The following is an 18,899-nucleotide window of genomic DNA, read 5'->3' on the forward strand; positions in this document are numbered from 1 at the left end:
GTTGGCCCCTGGGAAGTGATCCTGAGGGCCTCAGTGCATGGTCTGGCCGCAGGTGCGGCAGATGTGAATGTGGCCCTCGTTGCTCGGCACGACCTTCATGCCGATCTGCTGGACGCGACGGTCTGCGAACAGCATTGTCAGATGCTTGTGGAGGCGCGGCTTGGTGATTCCAAGCTCCGCCGCCAGCTCGGCGCGAGTCATTCCGTCGCCACCGTTTTCGACGTTCGCGGCGACCAGCTCGACGATGCGATTCCGTGTGTCGATGCCGGCCCGCGTTGAAACGGGGTTGCCGCCCTTGGTGGGTGTGGCCATCAATCCTCCTAGTGTTGCGGTCTGAATCACGTCCCTGCGCAGGTTTCGCTAGGCCCCTCACCTCATTCGGCCATCGCGTCGGGCGATCTGTTTACCTCAGCGCATGGCTTATCTGGATAGGAAGCACGCCTTCGTCTCGTATGTCACAGAAGACAAGGAGGCGATTGACGGCCTGCGTGCCGTGCTCGAGGCCGCGCAGATCCCCTTGCTGGCGCGACCGCAACTATCCAACAGCGCTCGAGGCTGACAACTATGTGATATTGATACGAGCCACCGAGGCATCCGCACCCAGCAACTTCAACTGGCGGACATGGTTTCGAAGGTTGACTTTACTGAAGGTCGGAAGACCCAAGGGAACAGGTCGTCCGTCCGCAACAGCAATGGCGTAGGTCACGCGCTCGGCGGCAGCCTTGGCCACAGGAGCAAACGCGGCATCGAGAGAGTTCACTTTGTCGACAAACGCTGGCTTGAGGACGGTGTCCACCTTGAGCAACTCCGCCGAAACGGTGCCCTGTCCGAAGAGATGACTGAGTGTTTGGCTGCCGTTATAGCGCTTCACGTGAATGAGGTAGCCACTCATATGCAGGAGGTCGCAAACTTCGATGTGCCCCCCGTCTTCAGTCGGGCAGAGCTTGCGGTCCAACGTGAGGAGATCGCTGCGCCCGATGACTGCCCGTTGGTTGTACGTCTTTTCGTCCCAAACAGTCCGCCAATCGATCAGATTGAGATTGGCGGTCACATCTAGAATTCCACTCAGGTCGTGGTCCAACTGTTCCGCATATGTCTCCTGCAAGCGGAACCATCGGCCGAGCGTCAGGATAAAGCGTGACGCCACGCGGCTCGCCTCAAACACCAACCAATGCCGGACCGGAAGCATCTGACTCGCCGCTTCCCCATCTGCCGTCATTGCAACGATGCGCACGGTCTTAAGGAAGCCCGACCCTCGCTTGACGTGTACCTCCGCCAGGGCTCTCCGCACAGCGGGGAGGCTCAACGCAGTGAAAGTGGAACTGTGGTCACCGTTTCTCACCGCAAAGTGGTCGACGTCCTCTAAGCGAACATCATCAGGCGGAGCGAATTCGAGAAACTGCTGCTTCCAAGACTCTCCTCGGTCGGGCAGTCTCTCTAGGTCTTGAGGTCGTTCGAGCAGTGCCGCACCGAGCACTTGGTCGAGTTCCTTGGCGATCGAGTCACTGTTGCGAAGTGGTTCAAGGGCATCGATGAATTCGAACTGCTGTCGAACGTCAGCACTGTCAAGGTCGTCAAGCATTTGTTCTAGCTCTTGCTGAACCGTGGAGAGATCGGTGTCTGCCCTGAAAATGATCGAGTCGCCGGCCACCACAGAACCGGACTCGCCAGTACCGTCCAGGCGCCCGATCATCTTGCGGACGAACTCGCCTTCGAGCGGTACACCGAAGTCGCGTAGTTGAGCTCCCGCAGGGAGAGTCACCGCTTGGGTTCTAGCCGTCGCATCGACTCGTCGGCTTCGTAGCTCCTGCACAGCCTCAGGTGCGAACCTTCGCATCGCGACGCGAAGTCCGAAGTTGTGGTCAACAAGGTCCCACTCGAGCGCGGAACTGCCGTAACCAAAGCAAACGGCGAACCATCGGCCTTTGACAGGAAGAAAGATCACCAGCCGGTGAGCCACATTGGCGATGGCGTCAGCTCCACTGAAGGCGGCCTCGAGTTGCTGCGCCCAAACAGGTTGACGCGGCGCGCTCGAGCCGAGATATGCAATGGCTCCTGCTGGAGCGACCGATGTGGACGGAAGTTGCGTCATCCCTTGCGCGGCACCTGGGCGATACTTCGGGCGCAGCGCCCTCTCGACGTCCTTCACGCTGTCGATGAGGAGGTAGCAGTTGTACCTAAGTTTCGAGTCCTTCTTTGACAGCATTCAGACATCCCCCCCGAGTAGTGGCCGCGCTCACCCTAGGGGTCAATCGGGCTCTTCTTACTTCAGGTGGGGGTGGCTGAGCCCGCCGCCGATGAGCAGCATGCGTAGGCGGTAGTTCTCGCGGTTGCGGAATCCTCTGGCCACGCGTCGATGGAGCTCGATCAGGCCGTTGATGGCCTCTGTGCCGCCGTTGTTGGATCGGCCGGTCTCGAAGTAGGCCAGGAACGCCTCTTTCCAGCGCTTCAGTGTGCGACCGAGTCGGGCCATCTCGGGGACCGGGCAGGTCGGGAACGAGTCGAGGATCTTGGTCGCGATCTTGCGGCCCTCGGCCGGATCGGGGTGGCGGTAGGCGGTGCGGAGTTGTTGGGCGCACGACCAGGCGATCCAGACCTGCAGGTGCTCATCGGGTCTGGCTGCGATGGCTTTCTCGAATCTGGCCCACTGCTTGTCGGTGAGCTTCTCCGCGCCCGCGCGCAGCAGTTTCTGGATGCCGTAGAGCGGGTCGCCCTTGCGGCCGCGGCGACCCAGGGTCTCTTGCTGGACCCGGCGCCGGCACTCATCGACCGCGGCGGTGCCGAGCTTCACGACATGGAACGCATCAACCACCGCGACGGCGTCCTCGAGCTTGTCGTCGATCGCGGTCTTGTAGCCCTGGAAAGGGTCCAGGGCGGCGACCTTCACGCCGTCGCGGAAGGCGTTGCCGCGTTCTTCGAGCCAGTCGGCGTAGGCCTTGCCGGATCGGCCCGGGACCAGGTCGAGCAGCCGCGCACGCACGCGTCCTTCCTGGTCACGACTCAGGTCGACCATCCCGGTGAGCTCTTTCGGGCCGCGGCCGCCGTCCTTGATCGGTCTGGTCGAGACGTGGTGCCAGATGTGTTCGTCCACGCCCAGGCTGGTGACGTTCTCGAAGCGTGCCGGGTCGACGGCCATGGCCTCGAGCAGCGGCTCGATCGAGCGCCATAGCGTGCGCCAGGTCGTGCCGAGCTGCCGCGCGAGGCCGGCGACCGAGGCGTGCTCGCGGCGGAGCTGGTTGATCGCCCACCAGCACGCACGCACCGTCAGCAACGCCCGCGGGCCCGCCAGATCCTCGCGCTGTTCGGTGAACGACCTGGCCGTGCACTTCTCCTCGCCGCAGCGCCACGTTCGTTTGCGCCAGACCAGCCGGACCGGGCGCCCGAAGCAGGGCACGTCGATCAGGCGCACGTCGCGTCGACCGTGGCTGTGTGCGATCACCCCACACCTACGACAGCCCGTCGGCTCAGGCGGTGTCTCGACAACGACACGGACCGCGCCGGCGTGTTCGCCGACGCCGATGACGTGGAACCCATCGAGGCCGACGAGGAGGTCACACCGGTCGCAGTAGCAGGAGCGTTGAGAACGTGGGCGCGCGCGGTCGCACGCCGTAGGCTCGAGCATCGTCGAGGCCTTTCGGTCGGTCAGCTTGGTCGCTACCGATCCTGGAAGGCCTCGACCCCTGTCTGGGTCAGGCGCTCAGGTCGTGTCGCTCACTGCCCCCACCGCAGGTAAGAAGAGCCGTCAATCGCCTCTTAGGTGCGCTTTCTGTAACGAAGGCGCGTGACCTACAACACTCGTCGCCGAATCGTCCTCGCCACCTCGGCGAACGCGCCGAGTGTCGCCGCTCCGGCGGCTACCCATAGAGTTCTGACGGATCGAAACACCCTCGGGTGGCGCAAATCGGGGAAACACACAATGGCGGGGAGCTGAAAATGCCGGAGCGCGACGACAACGAGCTCCCAGACGACTTCATGCTGTCAACGCAGCTCATCTACGAGCGGGTGACCGCTGGTGCGTACCGAATCGCTCAAGGTGCCGTCGAGAACCGGGAGGCCGTTCGACTTCACCTAGGGCCGCCTCACAATGAGCTGTGGCTCGACCTCGGAAGCCGGTCGCCGACCTGAGCCCCAGCGGGGGCACAAGCTGCGCCTCGGACCGCCCGGGAAGGGAAGCTTGTTGTTCCCTCCCGGACAACCGGCAATGTCGCGGCCGTTCACGTTCGGCGCGGCCGACCAAATGGCCGGACTGCCGGCCACGAGCTTGCCAAACTGGTCGCCAGGCATGCCGGACACCGTCGCCCCGAAGACGTCCACGGAGCCTGGATCCCCGCACATCGAGGTCGCTGCACCATCACTCAGAGTCGCGGGGCTCGCAGCCTGCGTCAGTTCGCCGCCACAAGGTCGGGTCTTCCCGCACGCAGTCACTTTGATCTGGCACCTTGGGGTCGAATCTTCCCGCAAAGCCGAAGGAACATGAACGTGGTGGACCGCGATCAGAAGGGCCTGAGCCGGCTGGCAGCTGTGCCCGTGCGTGACATCTGGAAGCACGAGGCTCACGACTTCACCCTCTGGCTCCTGGAGAATGCGGATGTCCTTGGCGACGCCCTCGGCATGGACCTTGAACTCACGGAAGCCGAGCGACGAGTCGGTGGGTTCGCGCTGGACCTGATCGGGACTGACCTTGCGACGAACACAGTGGTGATCGTTGAAAACCAGCTCGAGCAGACCGACCACTCCCACCTGGGACAGCTCTTGACCTACGCCGGCGGGACGGATCCTTCGACGATCGTGTGGTGTGCGCCGTCCTTTCGAGAGGAGCACCGTGCCGCGTTGGACTGGCTCAACGAACACACTGACGAGGACACCCGGTTCTTCGGTGTCGAGATCGCGGCTGTCCGCATCGACGACTCGCGACCAGCTCCACTGTTCCGCATAGTGGCGAAGCCGAACGATTGGACCAAGCAGGTTCACAACGAACGGACCGCCGTGACGCTGTCGCCGAAGTCGCTCGCCTACCAGGAGTTTTGGAACGAACTACTCGGCCGGATCCGCGCTGAACATCCGACCTGGACGCGGTCGACCGCCGCCTCCGCGCAGTCCTGGATCACCCTTCCCTACGGAAGCTCGTCGATCTGGTACGGGATGGCTTTCACAATGGCGGGTCCTCGTGTCGAGTTGTACTTCGGCGGCCCCGATGCTGAGGCAAATCTCGCTGAGTTCAAGCGGTTCACCGCTCACAGGCATCTGCTCGACGAGGAGTTCGGACCGGCGATCCGCTATGACGCCCTGCCGGGAAAGAAGGCGTGCCGGATTCACATTGACCGACTCAGCGGCGACGTGCTCGACACGGATGCGCACGCCGAGTTCATCACGTGGTTCATCGCCACCATGGAGAAGTTCCGGCCCCTCACCCAACAGATCAAGTCGCTGCTCGGAGACAACTAAGCCGTCGAGCGCGGCGCGTCTTACCGCCGCCTCTGCCCTCCTCAGCTTGTGCCCGTCAGGAAGTCTCGGTGTGCGCGCGTAGCCTCTCGCCATGAACGATGAACGGCTGCGGTGCGCAGAGTCAGCTCTTCGGACGGTGCCCGAGGACTACCGGACGGTGAACGCAGCTGATGTTGCCGATCAGGAACGCGGCCACAGCTTCCATCAGGGCATGCACATCGGTTGGGCCTGGGGGGAGGACGAGCGCGGCCGGCCCTACCTCGATTTCCTCTCGGAGCACCGACACCCGGGCATGCAGGCGGGGCGCTACTTCGCGGACGGCACAACGGAACCGATCGCAACTCCCGCCTCGGCGCGAGAGGTGTCGCCGGATCCCGTCGAAGACGCCGAGTTAGAACGGCATTTCTTCGAGCACAATCGAGTTGCCTACGCGGACCTGCGTGACCGCGGCCTCTTGCCTGCGGTGGGCGAGAACGTCGGTTTGCAGGACATCAACGAGTACCTACTCAAGGGCGGATCGCCGACCAGCGGGAGCGAGCCGGACGCCGACAGCAACGTCGCCGGTGCCCACGGCGTCCGCCTCGGTGGCGGCTGGGATGAGCCGCTTCGCGACGAGCTGGCCAAGCCGTACTGGTCCAAGCTGCTGGAATTCGTCACCTACGAGCGGGAGAACTACGAGGTTTACCCACCGAGGGCACAGACCTTCGAGGCGTTCGAGTTGACGCCGTACGACGACGTCAAGGTCGTCATTCTCGGTCAGGATCCGTATATCAAGCCTGGGCAGGCGCACGGGCTGGCGTTCTCCGTGCCGACCGGCATCACCATCCCTCCGTCCTTACGAAACATTCGCAAGGAACTGGCCGCCGACCTCGAAATCAGCTTGTCTGACCTGCCGGACCACGGTGATCTGACCGCGTGGGCCGAGCAGGGTGTCCTGCTGCTGAACACAACCCTGACCGTTCGCCGCGGCAAGTCGAACTCCCACGAAGGGATGGGCTGGGAGACGTTTACGGACGGCGTCATCAGCGCCATCAGTGCCGGGCTCAAGGGGGTCGTGTTCATCCTGTGGGGTGGCCCTGCACAGAAGAAGGCAAAGTTGATCGACCTGACCCGTCACCCAGCGCCAATCAAGGCTGCACATCCGAAAGCTCGGGCCAACGCGCACAACCCGCTCGCAGGATCCAAGCCGTTCACGACAGCCAACAAGCTCCTAGCCTCCGCCGGGCGGGCGCCAGTGGACTGGTCACTTCTGGACCGGACGCCGCAAGACGAGTGACACCCGCGGCGAGCCATCAGTGTCCATCGCTGACTGCGCTCCGGATCGGCAATACCGAGCACCAGCATGAGGTGTCGTTCCGCCGCCTGTCGGCGCGGCCGGATCGCCGGCGTCGCGTAGCCTCGGCGGGGTGAGTGTGGACCCCTACCGCCTGGAGCGCTTCGTCGAGGCGCAGTCAAACGGTATCCACGATCAGGCGCTGGACGAGTTGCGTGCTGGCCACAAGACGAGTCATTGGATGTGGTTCGTCTTCCCGCAGGCTGCCGGTCTGGGCTTCTCGCCGATGTCACAGCGCTACGCCATCAGTTCGCTCCCTGAAGCGCGCGCTTACCTGAATCACCCCGTGCTCGGTCCGCGGCTGGTCGAATGCGCCCGGGCGGTCCTGTCCCACTCCGATCGGACTGCTCGCCAGATCATGGGGTCACCCGATGACGCGAAACTGCGCTCCTCGATGACGCTCTTCGCCATCGCCGCCGAATCAGAGCTGGTGTTCCAGCAGGTTCTGGACACGTTCTTCGCCGAGGAACGAGACCCGCGGACCGTGGACTTCCTGGGCACATGAGCGCGCCGCTGTGGTCGACTTCCGCGTTGGAGTCGACCGGCTGTGAGGGGGACCCCGCCGAGAAAGGGACCGACCGGACCTTCGATAGCGCGAGAGGACCCGCGTCATACCGCCGCGAACAGGCTGCACCGTGCAGCCGAGACCCCAACGCGCGCCGTGCTCACGCGGCTCAGATCTCTTGAGCGGGCCTTCGGGCGTCGTGAGTCGCGGCCGGCAACAGCGCGCTAACGGTCAACACCCAGATCGCGGCGATCGCGGCCGACGTCACCCAACCGCGCCAAAGCGCGAGCGCGGCGCCGCCGACGAGCAGCGTTGTCAGCAGACCAGCCCATCGGAATGAGCTCATCAACTGAAGGATGTCCCGTACGGTGGTTGGCGCTGCGACGCCGACGGTTTCCTTATGGAAGCGAACCGGCAGGACCAGGACGACAAGCCCCACAGCAACAGCCCAGAGTGAGTGGAGCGCATCGACGGCGGCCACAGCCGCCATCGCAGCGAACGAAATGCGTAAGACGGCCTCCACCGCGCTGGCCCGGCGCGCTGAACCTCTGATTTTCATGCGCCGAGGATGACACCCCGGACGAGGATCTGCCCGCAATCAGATGGCACAACTATCCCATTGGGCGAAACCGCCGCGGGACTTGCAAGTCGAAGGTGCGTTCATTCCGCCGCTGCTGGGGCATTGGATGCCCCGCACGTCGGTGCCTGCAGGCCGCGCCCCGCCACAAGGGTCGGCACGAGCACGGGTAGACCGGCGCGCCTGACCGTCAGCAGACGTGGGCGAGCCGGCACTCGTCGGGAGGGAGACCCCGATAGCGTCCGGGGATGCCCAGTCGTCGCCCCTCCACTGCTCGTCGACGCGGGGCGTCACCGCGCCGGAGCGGGACGCGACAGCGGCCGTTGCCGGCCGCGGGGCCGGGCGAGCGGCTGTGGGTGCTCGACGTCCCCTACGGGACGCAGGTCGAGGGCGCCACCTGGCACCCGGCCGTCAAGGCCCACCTGTTCGTCGGGCGCGCCTTGCCCGTGCACCTCGCGCCCTACGCCCCGGGGCCATACACGCTGGGTCGGTTCATCGAGAACACTCTCAACCCCGACAATCCCACGCCCAGCCCCGAGCCGACCGACGCGCTCGAGCCCCGGAGGATCCAGTTCGAAGCGGCCGATGCGATCGCGGCGCGCGCCGCGGCGGGCGGACGGCAGTTCCTGCTGGCCGACGAGCCCGGCGTAGGCAAGACGGTCGCCGCGGTCCTCGGGGCGACGGCGGTGGGCGACCTCCGCGGCGCGCGACGGGTGCTCGTCGTGGCCGACCGGCCGGCCGCGATCACGATCGGCCACTGGTGCCGCACGATCACGGCGCTGGGCGACGGGGGTCTGGAATGGGTCGTGATCACGTGGGACCGGCTGGAGAAGGTCAAGGACCACACGTGGGACGTGATCATCGCCGACGAGGCCCACGCGCTGCGACGTACGACGACGAAGCGGTGGAAGCACTGGGCGCGGATCTCGGGGCACGGGCGGCCCCACGACAAGGCGCCGTTCGTCATCGCGACGACCGCGACGCCCGGACACACGCCCCTGGAGCTGCCGTACCTCGCTCCGGCCTATGCGCAGGTGCTCGGCGAGCCGATGCAGGAGTGGACCTCGGCGGCGCAACCCGGGGCCGCGTTTGCCACCGCGCTCGCACGCCACGGCGTCGGGGTGGAGCAGGGGCGCTACGGCGCGACCTGGACCACCGACGCGGCGCGGCGCGCCGCGGACCTCAAGCTGGTGCGCGGCTGGCTCGCCGACGAGCGCCCTCCGGCGATGTTGCACCGCGCCGCGCCGTGGGGGCCGGTGCCGATCTCCGGCATGCCGGTGGCGCTCACGCCGGCGGAGCGGAGGGCGTACGAGGCCGAGTGGGGGGAGTTCTGTCGCGAGATGGACATCGCGCGACGCGGCCGCAATGTCGCGAAGGGTCGGGCCGCGCTGCTGCGCTTCCGGCAGAAGGCCGGCCTGATCCGCGTCGACTCCACGGTCGACTGGATCGCCCAGCAGGTCCAGGCCGAGCGACAGGTGGCGTGCTCGGTCGAGTTCGTCGCGACCGCCGCCGACCCGATCGCCGACCGGCTGCGTGACTCCGGCATCGACGTGGCCACGATCTACGGCCGCGACCGGTTCGACCCCGAGGCCGAGCGGCTCCGGTTCCAGACCGGGCAGGCGAAGGTCTGCGTGTTCACCGCGGTCGCCTCGATCAGCCTGCACGCCAGCGAGACCCTCGCCGACGGTCGCCAGGCGAGCACCGAGCCGCGGGTCGGCGTCTTCCACCAGGCCCGCTTCTCGGGAATCGCCGGACGGCAGGTGACCGGCCGCACCCACCGCGACCACCAGGTCTCGCCGTGGCACATCGCGTACGCCGAGGGCACGGTCGAGGAGCAGGTCGGCAAGGTGATGGTGGAGCGGATCGCCGCCGCCTCCGACACGGTGGGAAGCGATACCACCGGCCTCGCCGACCTCGCCCAGCTCCTCGGGGCCGACTGGCTTCCGTCCACGACCCTGATCGAGGACGGCACCTGACCGGGGCTCGGCCTCGCGAATAGTCCGATCGGGCCATTTCGTCCGGCAAAGGTTTGGACCGCTCAGTTCGGCAGACAACACCTGCCCTGCGGCTTACGGTCGCCGTCCAAGCCCGTCCGTGCGGTCGGACCCGATCCCAAGGAAATTCCACGATGAACGCGACTCCCCCTCCCGGCTGGTACCCCGACAACGGGGGGAACGGACAGCGGTACTGGGATGGTCAGCAGTGGACCGAGCACACCGCGCCCGGGAGGATCGAGCCGTCACCTGGTCACTCCTCACAGTCGGGGGCGACGGTTCGCGGTGGCGCGACCGGCGCCTCGCAGGGCAACTGGTTCCTTCGCCACAAGGTGATCAGCGGTGTGTTCGCATTCGTCCTCCTGATGTTCATCGTGGGAACCCTCGGCAGCGTGAATGAAGACCCCAGCCCTGCGGCGGCGGGTACCTCGGCTGAGGCAGTCGGCAAATCCGACGCTGAGATCTCTTCGGAAACCGAGACTGTGCCCGAGCCCGTCGACACCGATGGAGACGGCGTGGTCGACGCGGACGACTTCCGGCCCAAGAATTCCGCGATCCAGACACGTGACGACCTCGACACCGACCGCGACGGCGTCAGGGATGGCGACGACTTCCGCCCGAAGGACCCCAAGATCCAGACACGTGACGACGTCGACACCGACGACGACGGAGTCGCCGACTACAAGGACGACTTCCCCAAGAACGCCAGCTACAGCAAGGACACCGATGGTGACCTTGTCCCCGATCAACTCGACGACTTCCCCAAGGATCCCCGCTTCAGCAAGGACACCGACAATGACGGCGTCGCTGACTCGAAGGATGCCTTCCCGAGCGATCCGAGCCGGTCGAAGGTCACTCTCGCCATGGAGAACGCGCTTGAATCTGCCCAGGGCTACCTGGACTACTCGGCATTCAGCCGGCAGGGCCTCATCGACCAGTTGTCGTCGAAGTACGGCTCGGGTTTCGGGCTCGACGAGGCCACCTGGGCCGTCGACCAGCTGAACGTGGACTGGAAGGAGCAGGCGGTCCGCTCGGCCAAGGACTATCTCGACTTCTCGTCTTTCTCTCGCCAGGGGCTTATCGACCAGTTGTCGAGTCCGTACGGGGCTCAGTTCACCCTGGGAGAGGCGACCTACGCGGTCAACAAGATCGGCCTCTGACGCACCCGGCGGGCTCACCTGGATCATGACTCGTGCCCTCGTCCAGGGGATTCCAAGTCCGTGGAACCTCTCGGTGGCACAGCCGAGGTTAGGTGCCACGAGGATGGTCGCGAAACCGGAAAGCGGCTCGTGACTGCTGGCGGTGCTGTTGAATCTGCGAGACCCGACGATCGGAAGGCTCGCATGGCCAGGTACCACCCGTATTCGCGCCGAGTGTGGCGATCCCGCCTCGTCGTTTGGGCGCGTCGCAACCGAGGTTTGCTCGCGGGAGGTACGGCCCTCGTGGTGACCCTGAGCGCGGCCGAGACATTCCTAGTCACCGTCCTCCTCACCCCGACGGCGTTCACGTGGTGGCTGCTCGGCGTCTTTCAGGCGACCTTGGTGGCGGCCTACCTGCACATTCTTCACTCGGCGTTCTTGGCCACCGATCGCGAGGCGATCTGGCACCTGCGTGGGGCTTGGGGTGAGGACAACACTCGGTCAGAGCTCCAGCGCGCCAAGAGGAAGGGGTTGATCTGGGGCTGGGTGGACAGCATCAACCTCCAAGCCGGCGATCTCGATCACCTCGTCGTGACCCGTCGTGGCGGCTTGGTGGCGATCGATTCCAAGTGGCGCAACCAGGCCCGCGACACCGTCGACATGGCACAAGCGGCGCGCCGCGTCCGGACCAGGGCCGAAGGGCTCGCGCAATCTCTGCTGAAAGCCGAGCGCGGTGCACGACACCGCGCCAAGGAGAATCCACTCCGCGTCGTGCCCGTCGTTGTGCTCTGGGGCGCGGCCCAACATGATGTTCCTGAGCAGGCTCGAGTCGAGGGGATCGACTTCGTCGCTGGCCGGCGACTGCTGGCTTGGCTCCGCACACTAGACGGCGAGCCGGTGGACAAGGGCGCCGCAGCCGACGTCATCGACCGGCTAGAGAAGTACCGGGCCTCTACCCGCGAGCACTCCGGCTTGAGCCTCAGATGATGGCGGCGGACGCCGGCGGAGCTGCATGCAGCAACAGACAGGACATGTGACCACCTGTCGGCATCCGCTGACAGACTCGGGGCATGCCCCGGACGCCGCGCATCGAGCCGTCCGGCGAGGTCGTCGCCCGGGTTGCGTCCTCCTCGTTGGCGTTGCCCGACGCCTACGAGGAGGACGCCTGGACGGGTGTGAGGTGGCGGGTTCGGAACAAGACCTTCGCCCACGTCCTGGTCGCCCAGGAGGGTTACACGTCGGCGTACCGCGACATGACCGGGGTGGCTGAGCCCACCACGGTGCTGACCTTCCGGTCGTCCGGCGACGAGCTGCTGGCCTTGAGCCACGCCGGGCCGCCCTTCTACAAGCCGCCATGGTCCCCCGCCGCCGTGGGCATGGTGCTCGACGGCGACACCGACTGGGATGAGGTGGCCGAACTGGTGACCGAGAGCTATCGGTTCTGCGCTCCCCAGCGGCTCAGGCGCCAACTGGAGCGATAGACGCCGTGCGGTCGGCGCGTTGTCGCCGTGACCCAATGGGTCATGCGCCCGACCGTGCCGCTCGGAGGAGCCCTGACACAGACCGCGTGACCAGACGAGTCTCAACCGGCTGGACACCTTCCAACACGCACAGAGGCGAACGCCCGAGGCCCGACCCCTACCAGCGGGAGGGGGTCTGAGATCGACCCCAAAACTTGGGTTGCCTAGTTGACAGACAACTTGGCAACTGCCACGCTCCTGCCATGCCGGATGTGACATCGCCCACAGTCAGGTTCCGACCGCTTGAGCGTCCGCCTCACGTGGCCTCCTCGATCGCCGAGCAGATCCTCGGACAGATCACCAACGGGTCCATCCCGGTCGGCGCCCGCCTGCCCAGCGAGGAAGCCCTGGCCCGCGAGTTCGAGGTGAGCCGACCCACGGTGCGCGAGGCGCTGGCAGCGCTGCAGTTCGCCGGCCACGTCGAGTCGCGCCGGGGCTCCGGGACGGTCGTGATCAGCAACGAGGCTGCGCCCCGCGACCTGGAGCGGCCCCCGCTCGGCTCTCTCGCCGAGGCGGTGGACCTCCTGGAGACCCGCATCCTGATCGAGCCCCAGGCGCTCGCGGCCGCCGCCTCCGACCCCGACCGCAAGGCGTTGCGCGCGGCCCGGGAGCTCATCGGCGGCATGCATCTGGCGGTGGACGACCCGGAGCTGCACGCGACCACCGACATCCGGGTCCACCGGGCGCTGCTGGCCGTGTGCCGCAACACGTTTCTCCGGGACGCCGCGACCGACCTGCTCGACCTGGCGATCGATCCGATGATGCTCACGGCGCGGACCCAGGCCTGGGGGTCCAGCGAGCTGCCGCACCGGTGGGCCGACCAGCACGAGGTGGTCTGCGTGGCGATCGCCAACGGCGATCGCCGCGGAGCGCGGGTCGGCTCTCTGGCGCACCTGGCTTCCGTGGTGGAGAACCTCGCGGCGGCGACCTCCGAAACCCCCGAGCTGAGCCGGCGGATGGACGCCCTCTTCGCCCAGCTCGCCGAGGCCGGCGTGACCGGCGTCGGCAGCGGCCAGCTCGCCGACGACACCGACGAAAGGTCGAGCCGATGACTGTCCAGGCCACCACGCCCGCGTCCGCGAACGGACCTCGCCCCGCGCTGGCACGTTCTTCCCGGGCCAGCTGGAACAGGCTCCCGGCCGGCCTTCGCCCGTGGGCGGCGCGCCTGCTCACCCTCGCGGTGTTCATGGCCCTGTGGTTCACCATCACCGGGCTCGAGCTCGTCAAACCGCTGTACCTGCCCTCGCCCGGCTCGGTGTGGGAGGCGTTCGTACGAGCGAACACCAACCACCCCATCGCAGACGGTGTCGACCGGATCGTGCGGGGCGAGCAGAACTACTACATGTGGGAGCACCTGCTCGCGAGCCTCCAGCGCATCGGAGCCGGTGTCGGCGCCGCCATCATCGTGGGCATCCCGATCGGGCTGTTGATGTCGACGGTGCGCTGGATCGGCGTCATCGCCGAGCCCTACCTGCACTTCCTCCGGTCGCTCCCCCCTCTGGGCTACATCGGTCTGCTCATCGTGTGGTTCGGGATCGGCGACACCTCGAAGATCTGGCTGCTGTTCCTGGCCGCCTTCCCCCCGATCACGATGGCGACCATCAGCGGCGTGCGCGGAGTCCGCGAGGACCAGGTCAACGCCGTGCTCTGCCTCGGCGCGTCCCGTCGTCAAGCGGTGTGGCACGTCATGGTCCCCGCGACCCTGCCCGACGTCATGACCGGCATCCGGGTCGCCACCGGCTTCGCGTGGACGACCGTCGTGGCAGCCGAGCTCAACAACGGCATTCCCGGCATCGGCGGGCTCGCCTACCTCTCCGGCACGCAGCTGCAGACGCCCCTGACCGTGGCCGCGATCATCGTCATCGGCATCGCCGCTGTCGTCCTCGACGGTCTCCTGAGGTTCATCGAACGACTCCTTGTCCCCTGGCGGGGCAAGGCCTAGCTAGTCACCAGCTCGGGACGCTCCCCCCTCCTCGAGAAAGCGAAAGATCATGCCCGCACACCGTGCGTCGTACCGTCTCGCCGGCCTCGGCGCCGTCGCCCTCCTGCTCTCCACCACCGGCTGCGTGTCCTCGGGCCGTAGCGCGACCGCCCAGGCCCAGGACACCAAGTGCCCCTGGGAACCGGACACGAGCGTCAAGACCACCGCCCAGATCGCCTGGCAAGCCAGCCCGACGGGCGACCTGATCGTCAAGGACATGGGCCTGCTCGAGGCCTGCATGCCGAACGCCACCATCAAGTGGTCCCAGTTCAGCTCCGGCGGTGACGTGGTCCAGGCCTTCGGTGCGGGCAGCGTGGACGTCGGGATGCTCGGCTCCTCACCCGCCACCATCGCCCTGTCCAAGCCGCTCCAGCTCCCCATCAAGGTGGTGTGGATCCAAGAGGTCATCGGCGAGGCCGAAGCTCTCGTGGTCCACGACAAGTCGATCACCGACCTGAAGGGCCTGGCCGGCAAGCGGGTCGCGGTCCCGTTCAGCTCCACCTCGCACTTCTCGCTCCTCCAGGCCCTGGACAGCGCCGGACTCGTGCCCGGCAAGGACCTGCAGCTGGTCAACCTCGCCCCCGAAGCGATGGCAGCCGCCTGGAACGGCAACCAGATCGACGCCGCCTGGGTGTGGAATCCCGTGCTCGACCAGCTCAAGAAGACCGGTCAGCAGATCTACTCCAGCGCCGACACGGCCAAGGCCGGCAAGCCCACCTACGACCTCTCCGCGGCCACGGCGAGCTTCGCCGAGCAGAACCCCGACTTCATGAAGCAGTGGGCGAAGGCCGAGGACTACGCCGTCAAGCTCATCACCGACGACCCGAACAAGGCCGCCGAGAGCATCGCCATCCAGATGGGCATCTCCCCCAAGGACGTCAGCGGCCTGTTCAGCGGGTACATCTACCTGCCCGCCTCGAAGCAGGCAACCGCGGAGTACCTCGGCGGCAAGGTCGCCGATGACCTCGTCACCACGGCGAAGTTCCTCCTCTCGCAAGGCTCGATCGACGGGGTCAGCCCGGAACAGGCCTACCGCGACGGCGTCGACGCGGGCCCCGCCTCCTCGGTGACGGACTGAGGCCGGCCATGAGCCACGAACGCACCGTCGAGATCGACGCGGTGAGCCACGACTTCCGGATGAAGGGCGACCACGTCCAGGCGCTCAGCAACATCAGCTTCGACATCGAACCCGGCCAGTTCCTCTGCCTCGCCGGCCCGTCCGGCTGCGGCAAGACCACCCTGCTACGGCTGCTGGCCGGCTTCATGACGCCCACCGAGGGGATGATCCGCGTCGACGGCGTCCCGGTGACCAAGCCCGCGGCGGACCGAGGGGTGGTCTTCCAACAGCCCAACCTGTTCCCGTGGCTGACGGTCCAGGAGAACGTCGAGCTCGGCCCCAAGCTCCGCGGCGTGAAGGCGTCCCAGCGCAAGGCCGACGCGGAGCGATTCCTGCACATGGTCGGGCTCGCCGACTTCGCCGCCAGGCGCCCCTACGAGCTGTCCGGAGGCATGCAGCAGCGCTGCCAGATCGCGCGGGTGCTCACCAACGACCCGGACATCGTGCTCATGGACGAACCGTTCGGCGCGCTCGACGCGCTCACCCGGGAGCATCTCCAGAACGAGCTCCTGGAGATCTGGCGAGCCACGGGCAAGACCATCGTGTTCATCACGCACAGCGTGGACGAGGCCGTCTTCCTCGGGTCGCGGGTCATGGTCATGAGCCCCCGCCCCGGACGGATCGTGCTGGACCGGGCGGCCGTGTTCTCCCGACCGGACGAGCCGATCGCCCCCGAACGCCTCCGCGCCCTGCCGGAGTTCCTCGCCGTCGCCGACGAGGTCCGCACGGCCATCCACACTGCTCCGCTGTCGCGGGCCAGCTGACAACTACCACCGAGGAATCCGATGACCCGCTACAGCTACCTCTCCCACCTCGAGTGCGCCCGCTGCGGCCACGTCCACGACGCCACCGTCGCGCAGGGCCTGTGCCGTCGGTGCGCGTCACCGCTGCTGGCTCGCTACGACCTCGACGCGCTCAAGCGCGAGGTCCCCCGCTCGTCCCTGCGCGACCGCAGCTGGGAGCTGTGGCGCTACCACGAGCTGCTGCCCAGCTCGGCCGCCAGCAACGAGGTCAAGCTCGGGGAGGTGGTCACCCCCCTGCTGAAGATGGCCCGCCACGGCGCGGACCTGGGCCTGCAGGAGCTGTGGATCAAGGACGAGAGCGCGACGCCCACCAGCACCTTCAAGGCGCGCGGTGCCGCGGTCGGGGTCTCGCGGGCCGCGGAGCTCGGCTGGACGCAGATCGCCATGCCCACCAACGGCAACGCCGGCGCCGCCTGGGCCGCCTACGCCGCACGAGCCGGGCTCCGGGCCCTCATCGCCATGCCCGAGGATGCCCCCCGGATCACCCGGGCGGAGTGTCTGACGGCCGGCGCCGAGGTGCACCTCGTGGACGGGGTGATCAGCGACGCCGGCGCGATGATCGCGGACGCCGTCTCCCGCGGGGACTGGGTCGACGTGGCCACCCTCAAGGAGCCCTACCGGATCGAGGGCAAGAAGACGATGGGGCTCGAGATCGTCGAGCAGCTCGGCTGGACCCTGCCCGACGTGGTCGTCTACCCCACCGGCGGCGGCGTCGGCCTGATCGGGATCCACAAGGCCATCGAGGAGCTGCTGGCCCTGGGGTGGGTCGAGGGGCAGATGCCCCGCTTCGTCGCCGTGCAGTCCAGCGGCTGCGCCCCGATCGTGTCGGCCTTCGAGCAGGGCCGCCCCGACAGCACGTTCTGGGAGGACTCCCGGACCGTGGCCTTCGGGATCAACGTCCCCAAGGCCCTCGGCGACTTCATCATGCTCGACATCCTCTACAAGACCGGCGGCATCGCGGTCGACGTCAACGACGACGCCCTGCTCGAGGAGCTGCGGATCCTCGGCCGGCACGAGGGCCTGTTCGTCTGCCCCGAGGGGGCCGCCGCGGTGGCCGCGACGCGACGCCTGGCCGAGCGGGGCTGGATCTCCCCCACCGACCGGGTCGTCGTGCTCAACACCGGCGCGGGCATCAAGTACCCCGAGTGCGTCGACGCGGACCTGCCGGTCCTGGCGCCGGGCACCTCGATCCCCGACTCCGCCGTCCACGCCTCCCCGACGCCGTGACCGCCCGACCGATCGCCGAGCACTCGGCCGCCCCACCCGCCCTGGGGATCGACCTGTCGACACCCGACCCCATCCCCGAGGAGGGGATCGACCGGGCGGTCGCGCTGATGCGCACCGGGAAGCTGTTCCGCTACGCCGAGGAGGGCGCGGAGCCCTCCGAGGCGGCCCGGTGGGAGGAGGAGGTCGCCGACTACCTCGGCCGCCGCTACGTCATCGCGGTCAACTCGTGCGGCGCCGCCCTCTACCTGGCGCTGCACAGTCTCGGGCTCCAGCCCGGCGACCCCGTCCTGCTCAACGCCTGGACGCTGGCCCCGGTGCCCGGAGCGGTCGAGCACGCGGGAGGACGCGCCGTACTCGTGGAGACCACCCGCGACCTGACCATCGACCTGGAGGACCTCGAGAGGCAGGCGCGTGCGCACCGGGGCGGCATCCTGCTGCTCTCCCACATGCGCGGTCACATCAGCGACCTGGCCGCGGTCCAGGCACTGTGCGCCGAGCACGACCTGCGGCTGGTCGAGGACTGCGCCCACTCCATCGGCGGCTCCTGGGACGGCCAGCTGACGGGCACCTTCGGCGACGTCGGCTGCTTCAGCACCCAGACCTACAAGCACCTCAACTCGGGAGAGGGCGGGCTCCTCGCGACCGATGACGACGAGATCGCGGCCCGGGCGATCCTGGCCTCGGGCAGCTACATGCTCTACGGCCAGCACACGCGGCGACCCGACCTGGCGCGCTTCGAGGACCTCCGGGGGCTCGAGCCCAACCACAGCATGCGCCTGACCAGCACGGCTGCCGCGGTGCTGCGGCCCCAGCTGCGCAGCCTCCCGGCCCGGGTCGCGCAGTGGAACGAGCGCTACGACCGCATCGCCGGCGGGCTCGCGGGCGTCCCCGGGATCCGGCTGCCCGAGCGGCCGCCGGCGGAACAGTTCGTGGGCAGCTCGCTCCAGTTCTTCCTCGACGACCTCACCGGTGCCCAGATCACGACGTTCTGCCGGGTCGCCGACGGGCTGGGGGTCCACGTGAAGTGGTTCGGCGCCGAGCGTCCGGAGGCGTTCACCAGCGCCTACACCTCCTGGGCGTACGCCGAGCGCCGGGCGCTGCCCGGCACCGATGCGGTCCTCTCGACCCTCTGCGACATCCGGATCCCCCTCGCGCTGCCGCCGGAGCGCTGCGAGGACGTCGTCGCGATCCTCGCCCACGCCCTCGACCACGCCCGAGCGGCCACCACCCACTCCCCCAACCAACCAGGACGGTAGAA

At 67.4% G+C, this 18,899-nt stretch carries 18 protein-coding genes; 14 read left to right on the top strand and 4 right to left on the bottom strand.

All coding sequences use genetic code 11. The annotated features are described in order from the left end of the window. Positions 1-30: 30 nt before the first annotated feature. A complete protein-coding gene (locus BJZ21_RS16585) occupies positions 31-312 on the bottom strand; it encodes a helix-turn-helix transcriptional regulator (RefSeq protein ID WP_179664768.1) in 282 nt (93 codons plus the stop codon). A gap of 103 nt (positions 313-415) precedes the next feature. On the opposite strand from BJZ21_RS16585, the gene BJZ21_RS16590 reads away from it, so the two are divergent. Then, a complete protein-coding gene (locus BJZ21_RS16590; protein ID WP_179664769.1) occupies positions 416-559 on the top strand; it encodes a hypothetical protein in 144 nt (47 codons plus the stop codon). 3 nt (positions 560-562) lie between these two features. Here the strand turns inward: BJZ21_RS16590 and BJZ21_RS16595 are convergent, their stop codons facing one another. Both BJZ21_RS16595 and BJZ21_RS16600 read right to left on the bottom strand, forming a co-directional pair. After that, positions 563-2,206 (bottom strand): DUF6119 family protein, encoded by a 1,644-nt coding sequence (locus BJZ21_RS16595; protein WP_179664770.1) that lies wholly within the window; start codon positions 2,204-2,206, stop codon positions 563-565. A 57-nt stretch (positions 2,207-2,263) separates the two neighbouring features. Further along, positions 2,264-3,622, bottom strand: coding sequence for an ISL3 family transposase (locus BJZ21_RS16600; RefSeq protein WP_218851431.1), 1,359 nt, complete (start codon positions 3,620-3,622; stop codon positions 2,264-2,266). 851 nt (positions 3,623-4,473) lie between these two features. Here BJZ21_RS16600 and BJZ21_RS16605 point away from each other — a divergent pair. The 3 genes from BJZ21_RS16605 to BJZ21_RS16615 all read left to right on the top strand — a co-directional run bounded on the left by BJZ21_RS16605 (position 4,474) and on the right by BJZ21_RS16615 (position 7,283). Continuing rightward, a complete protein-coding gene (locus BJZ21_RS16605; protein WP_179664771.1) occupies positions 4,474-5,445 on the top strand; it encodes a DUF4268 domain-containing protein in 972 nt (323 codons plus the stop codon). Between the two features lie 91 nt (positions 5,446-5,536). Further along, positions 5,537-6,721, top strand: a complete 1,185-nt coding sequence (gene ung, locus BJZ21_RS16610) for a uracil-DNA glycosylase (RefSeq protein WP_218851525.1) — start codon at positions 5,537-5,539, stop codon at positions 6,719-6,721. A 130-nt stretch (positions 6,722-6,851) separates the two neighbouring features. Continuing rightward, the gene (locus BJZ21_RS16615) at positions 6,852-7,283 is read left to right on the top strand and encodes a DUF1810 family protein (protein ID WP_179664772.1); all 432 of its coding nucleotides are present in this window, start codon (positions 6,852-6,854) and stop codon (positions 7,281-7,283) included. Between the two features lie 169 nt (positions 7,284-7,452). On the opposite strand, the gene BJZ21_RS16620 is transcribed toward BJZ21_RS16615, so the two are convergent. Continuing rightward, positions 7,453-7,842 (bottom strand): hypothetical protein, encoded by a 390-nt coding sequence (locus BJZ21_RS16620; RefSeq protein WP_179664773.1) that lies wholly within the window; start codon positions 7,840-7,842, stop codon positions 7,453-7,455. Positions 7,843-8,216: 374 nt separating this feature from the next. Here BJZ21_RS16620 and BJZ21_RS16625 point away from each other — a divergent pair, with 374 nt between their 5' ends. From BJZ21_RS16625 to BJZ21_RS16670, 10 genes are all read left to right on the top strand, one after another. Further along, on the top strand, positions 8,217-9,836 hold the full coding sequence (locus BJZ21_RS16625) for a DEAD/DEAH box helicase (RefSeq protein WP_246298519.1): 1,620 nt from the start codon (positions 8,217-8,219) through the stop codon (positions 9,834-9,836). Positions 9,837-9,988: 152 nt separating this feature from the next. Next, positions 9,989-11,014, top strand: a complete 1,026-nt coding sequence (locus tag BJZ21_RS16630) for an Ltp family lipoprotein (protein WP_179664775.1) — start codon at positions 9,989-9,991, stop codon at positions 11,012-11,014. 282 nt (positions 11,015-11,296) lie between these two features. Continuing rightward, entirely contained in the window at positions 11,297-11,980 is a 684-nt protein-coding gene (locus tag BJZ21_RS16635; RefSeq protein WP_179664776.1) for a hypothetical protein, read from the top strand. An 83-nt stretch (positions 11,981-12,063) separates the two neighbouring features. Next, positions 12,064-12,474, top strand: coding sequence for an MmcQ/YjbR family DNA-binding protein (locus BJZ21_RS16640; RefSeq protein ID WP_179664777.1), 411 nt, complete (start codon positions 12,064-12,066; stop codon positions 12,472-12,474). 299 nt (positions 12,475-12,773) lie between these two features. Then, on the top strand, positions 12,774-13,565 hold the full coding sequence (locus tag BJZ21_RS16645) for a GntR family transcriptional regulator (RefSeq protein ID WP_179664778.1): 792 nt from the start codon (positions 12,774-12,776) through the stop codon (positions 13,563-13,565). 134 nt (positions 13,566-13,699) lie between these two features. Then, positions 13,700-14,455, top strand: coding sequence for an ABC transporter permease (locus tag BJZ21_RS16650; protein ID WP_218851527.1), 756 nt, complete (start codon positions 13,700-13,702; stop codon positions 14,453-14,455). A 49-nt stretch (positions 14,456-14,504) separates the two neighbouring features. After that, a complete protein-coding gene (locus tag BJZ21_RS16655) occupies positions 14,505-15,572 on the top strand; it encodes a taurine ABC transporter substrate-binding protein (RefSeq protein ID WP_179664780.1) in 1,068 nt (355 codons plus the stop codon). An 8-nt stretch (positions 15,573-15,580) separates the two neighbouring features. Then, positions 15,581-16,375, top strand: coding sequence for an ABC transporter ATP-binding protein (locus tag BJZ21_RS16660; RefSeq protein WP_179664781.1), 795 nt, complete (start codon positions 15,581-15,583; stop codon positions 16,373-16,375). A gap of 21 nt (positions 16,376-16,396) precedes the next feature. Beyond that, positions 16,397-17,641: a threonine synthase gene (locus BJZ21_RS16665; RefSeq protein WP_179664782.1), complete on the top strand. Its 1,245-nt coding sequence runs from the start codon at positions 16,397-16,399 to the stop codon at positions 17,639-17,641. After that, the gene (locus BJZ21_RS16670; protein ID WP_218851528.1) at positions 17,638-18,897 is read left to right on the top strand and encodes an aminotransferase class I/II-fold pyridoxal phosphate-dependent enzyme; all 1,260 of its coding nucleotides are present in this window, start codon (positions 17,638-17,640) and stop codon (positions 18,895-18,897) included. Before BJZ21_RS16665 ends, BJZ21_RS16670 begins: the two co-directional genes overlap by 4 nt. Positions 18,898-18,899: the final 2 nt, after the last annotated feature.

Origin of the sequence: Nocardioides panaciterrulae (assembly GCF_013409645.1) — a bacterium.
Classification (GTDB): Bacteria; Actinomycetota; Actinomycetes; order Propionibacteriales; family Nocardioidaceae; genus Nocardioides; species Nocardioides panaciterrulae.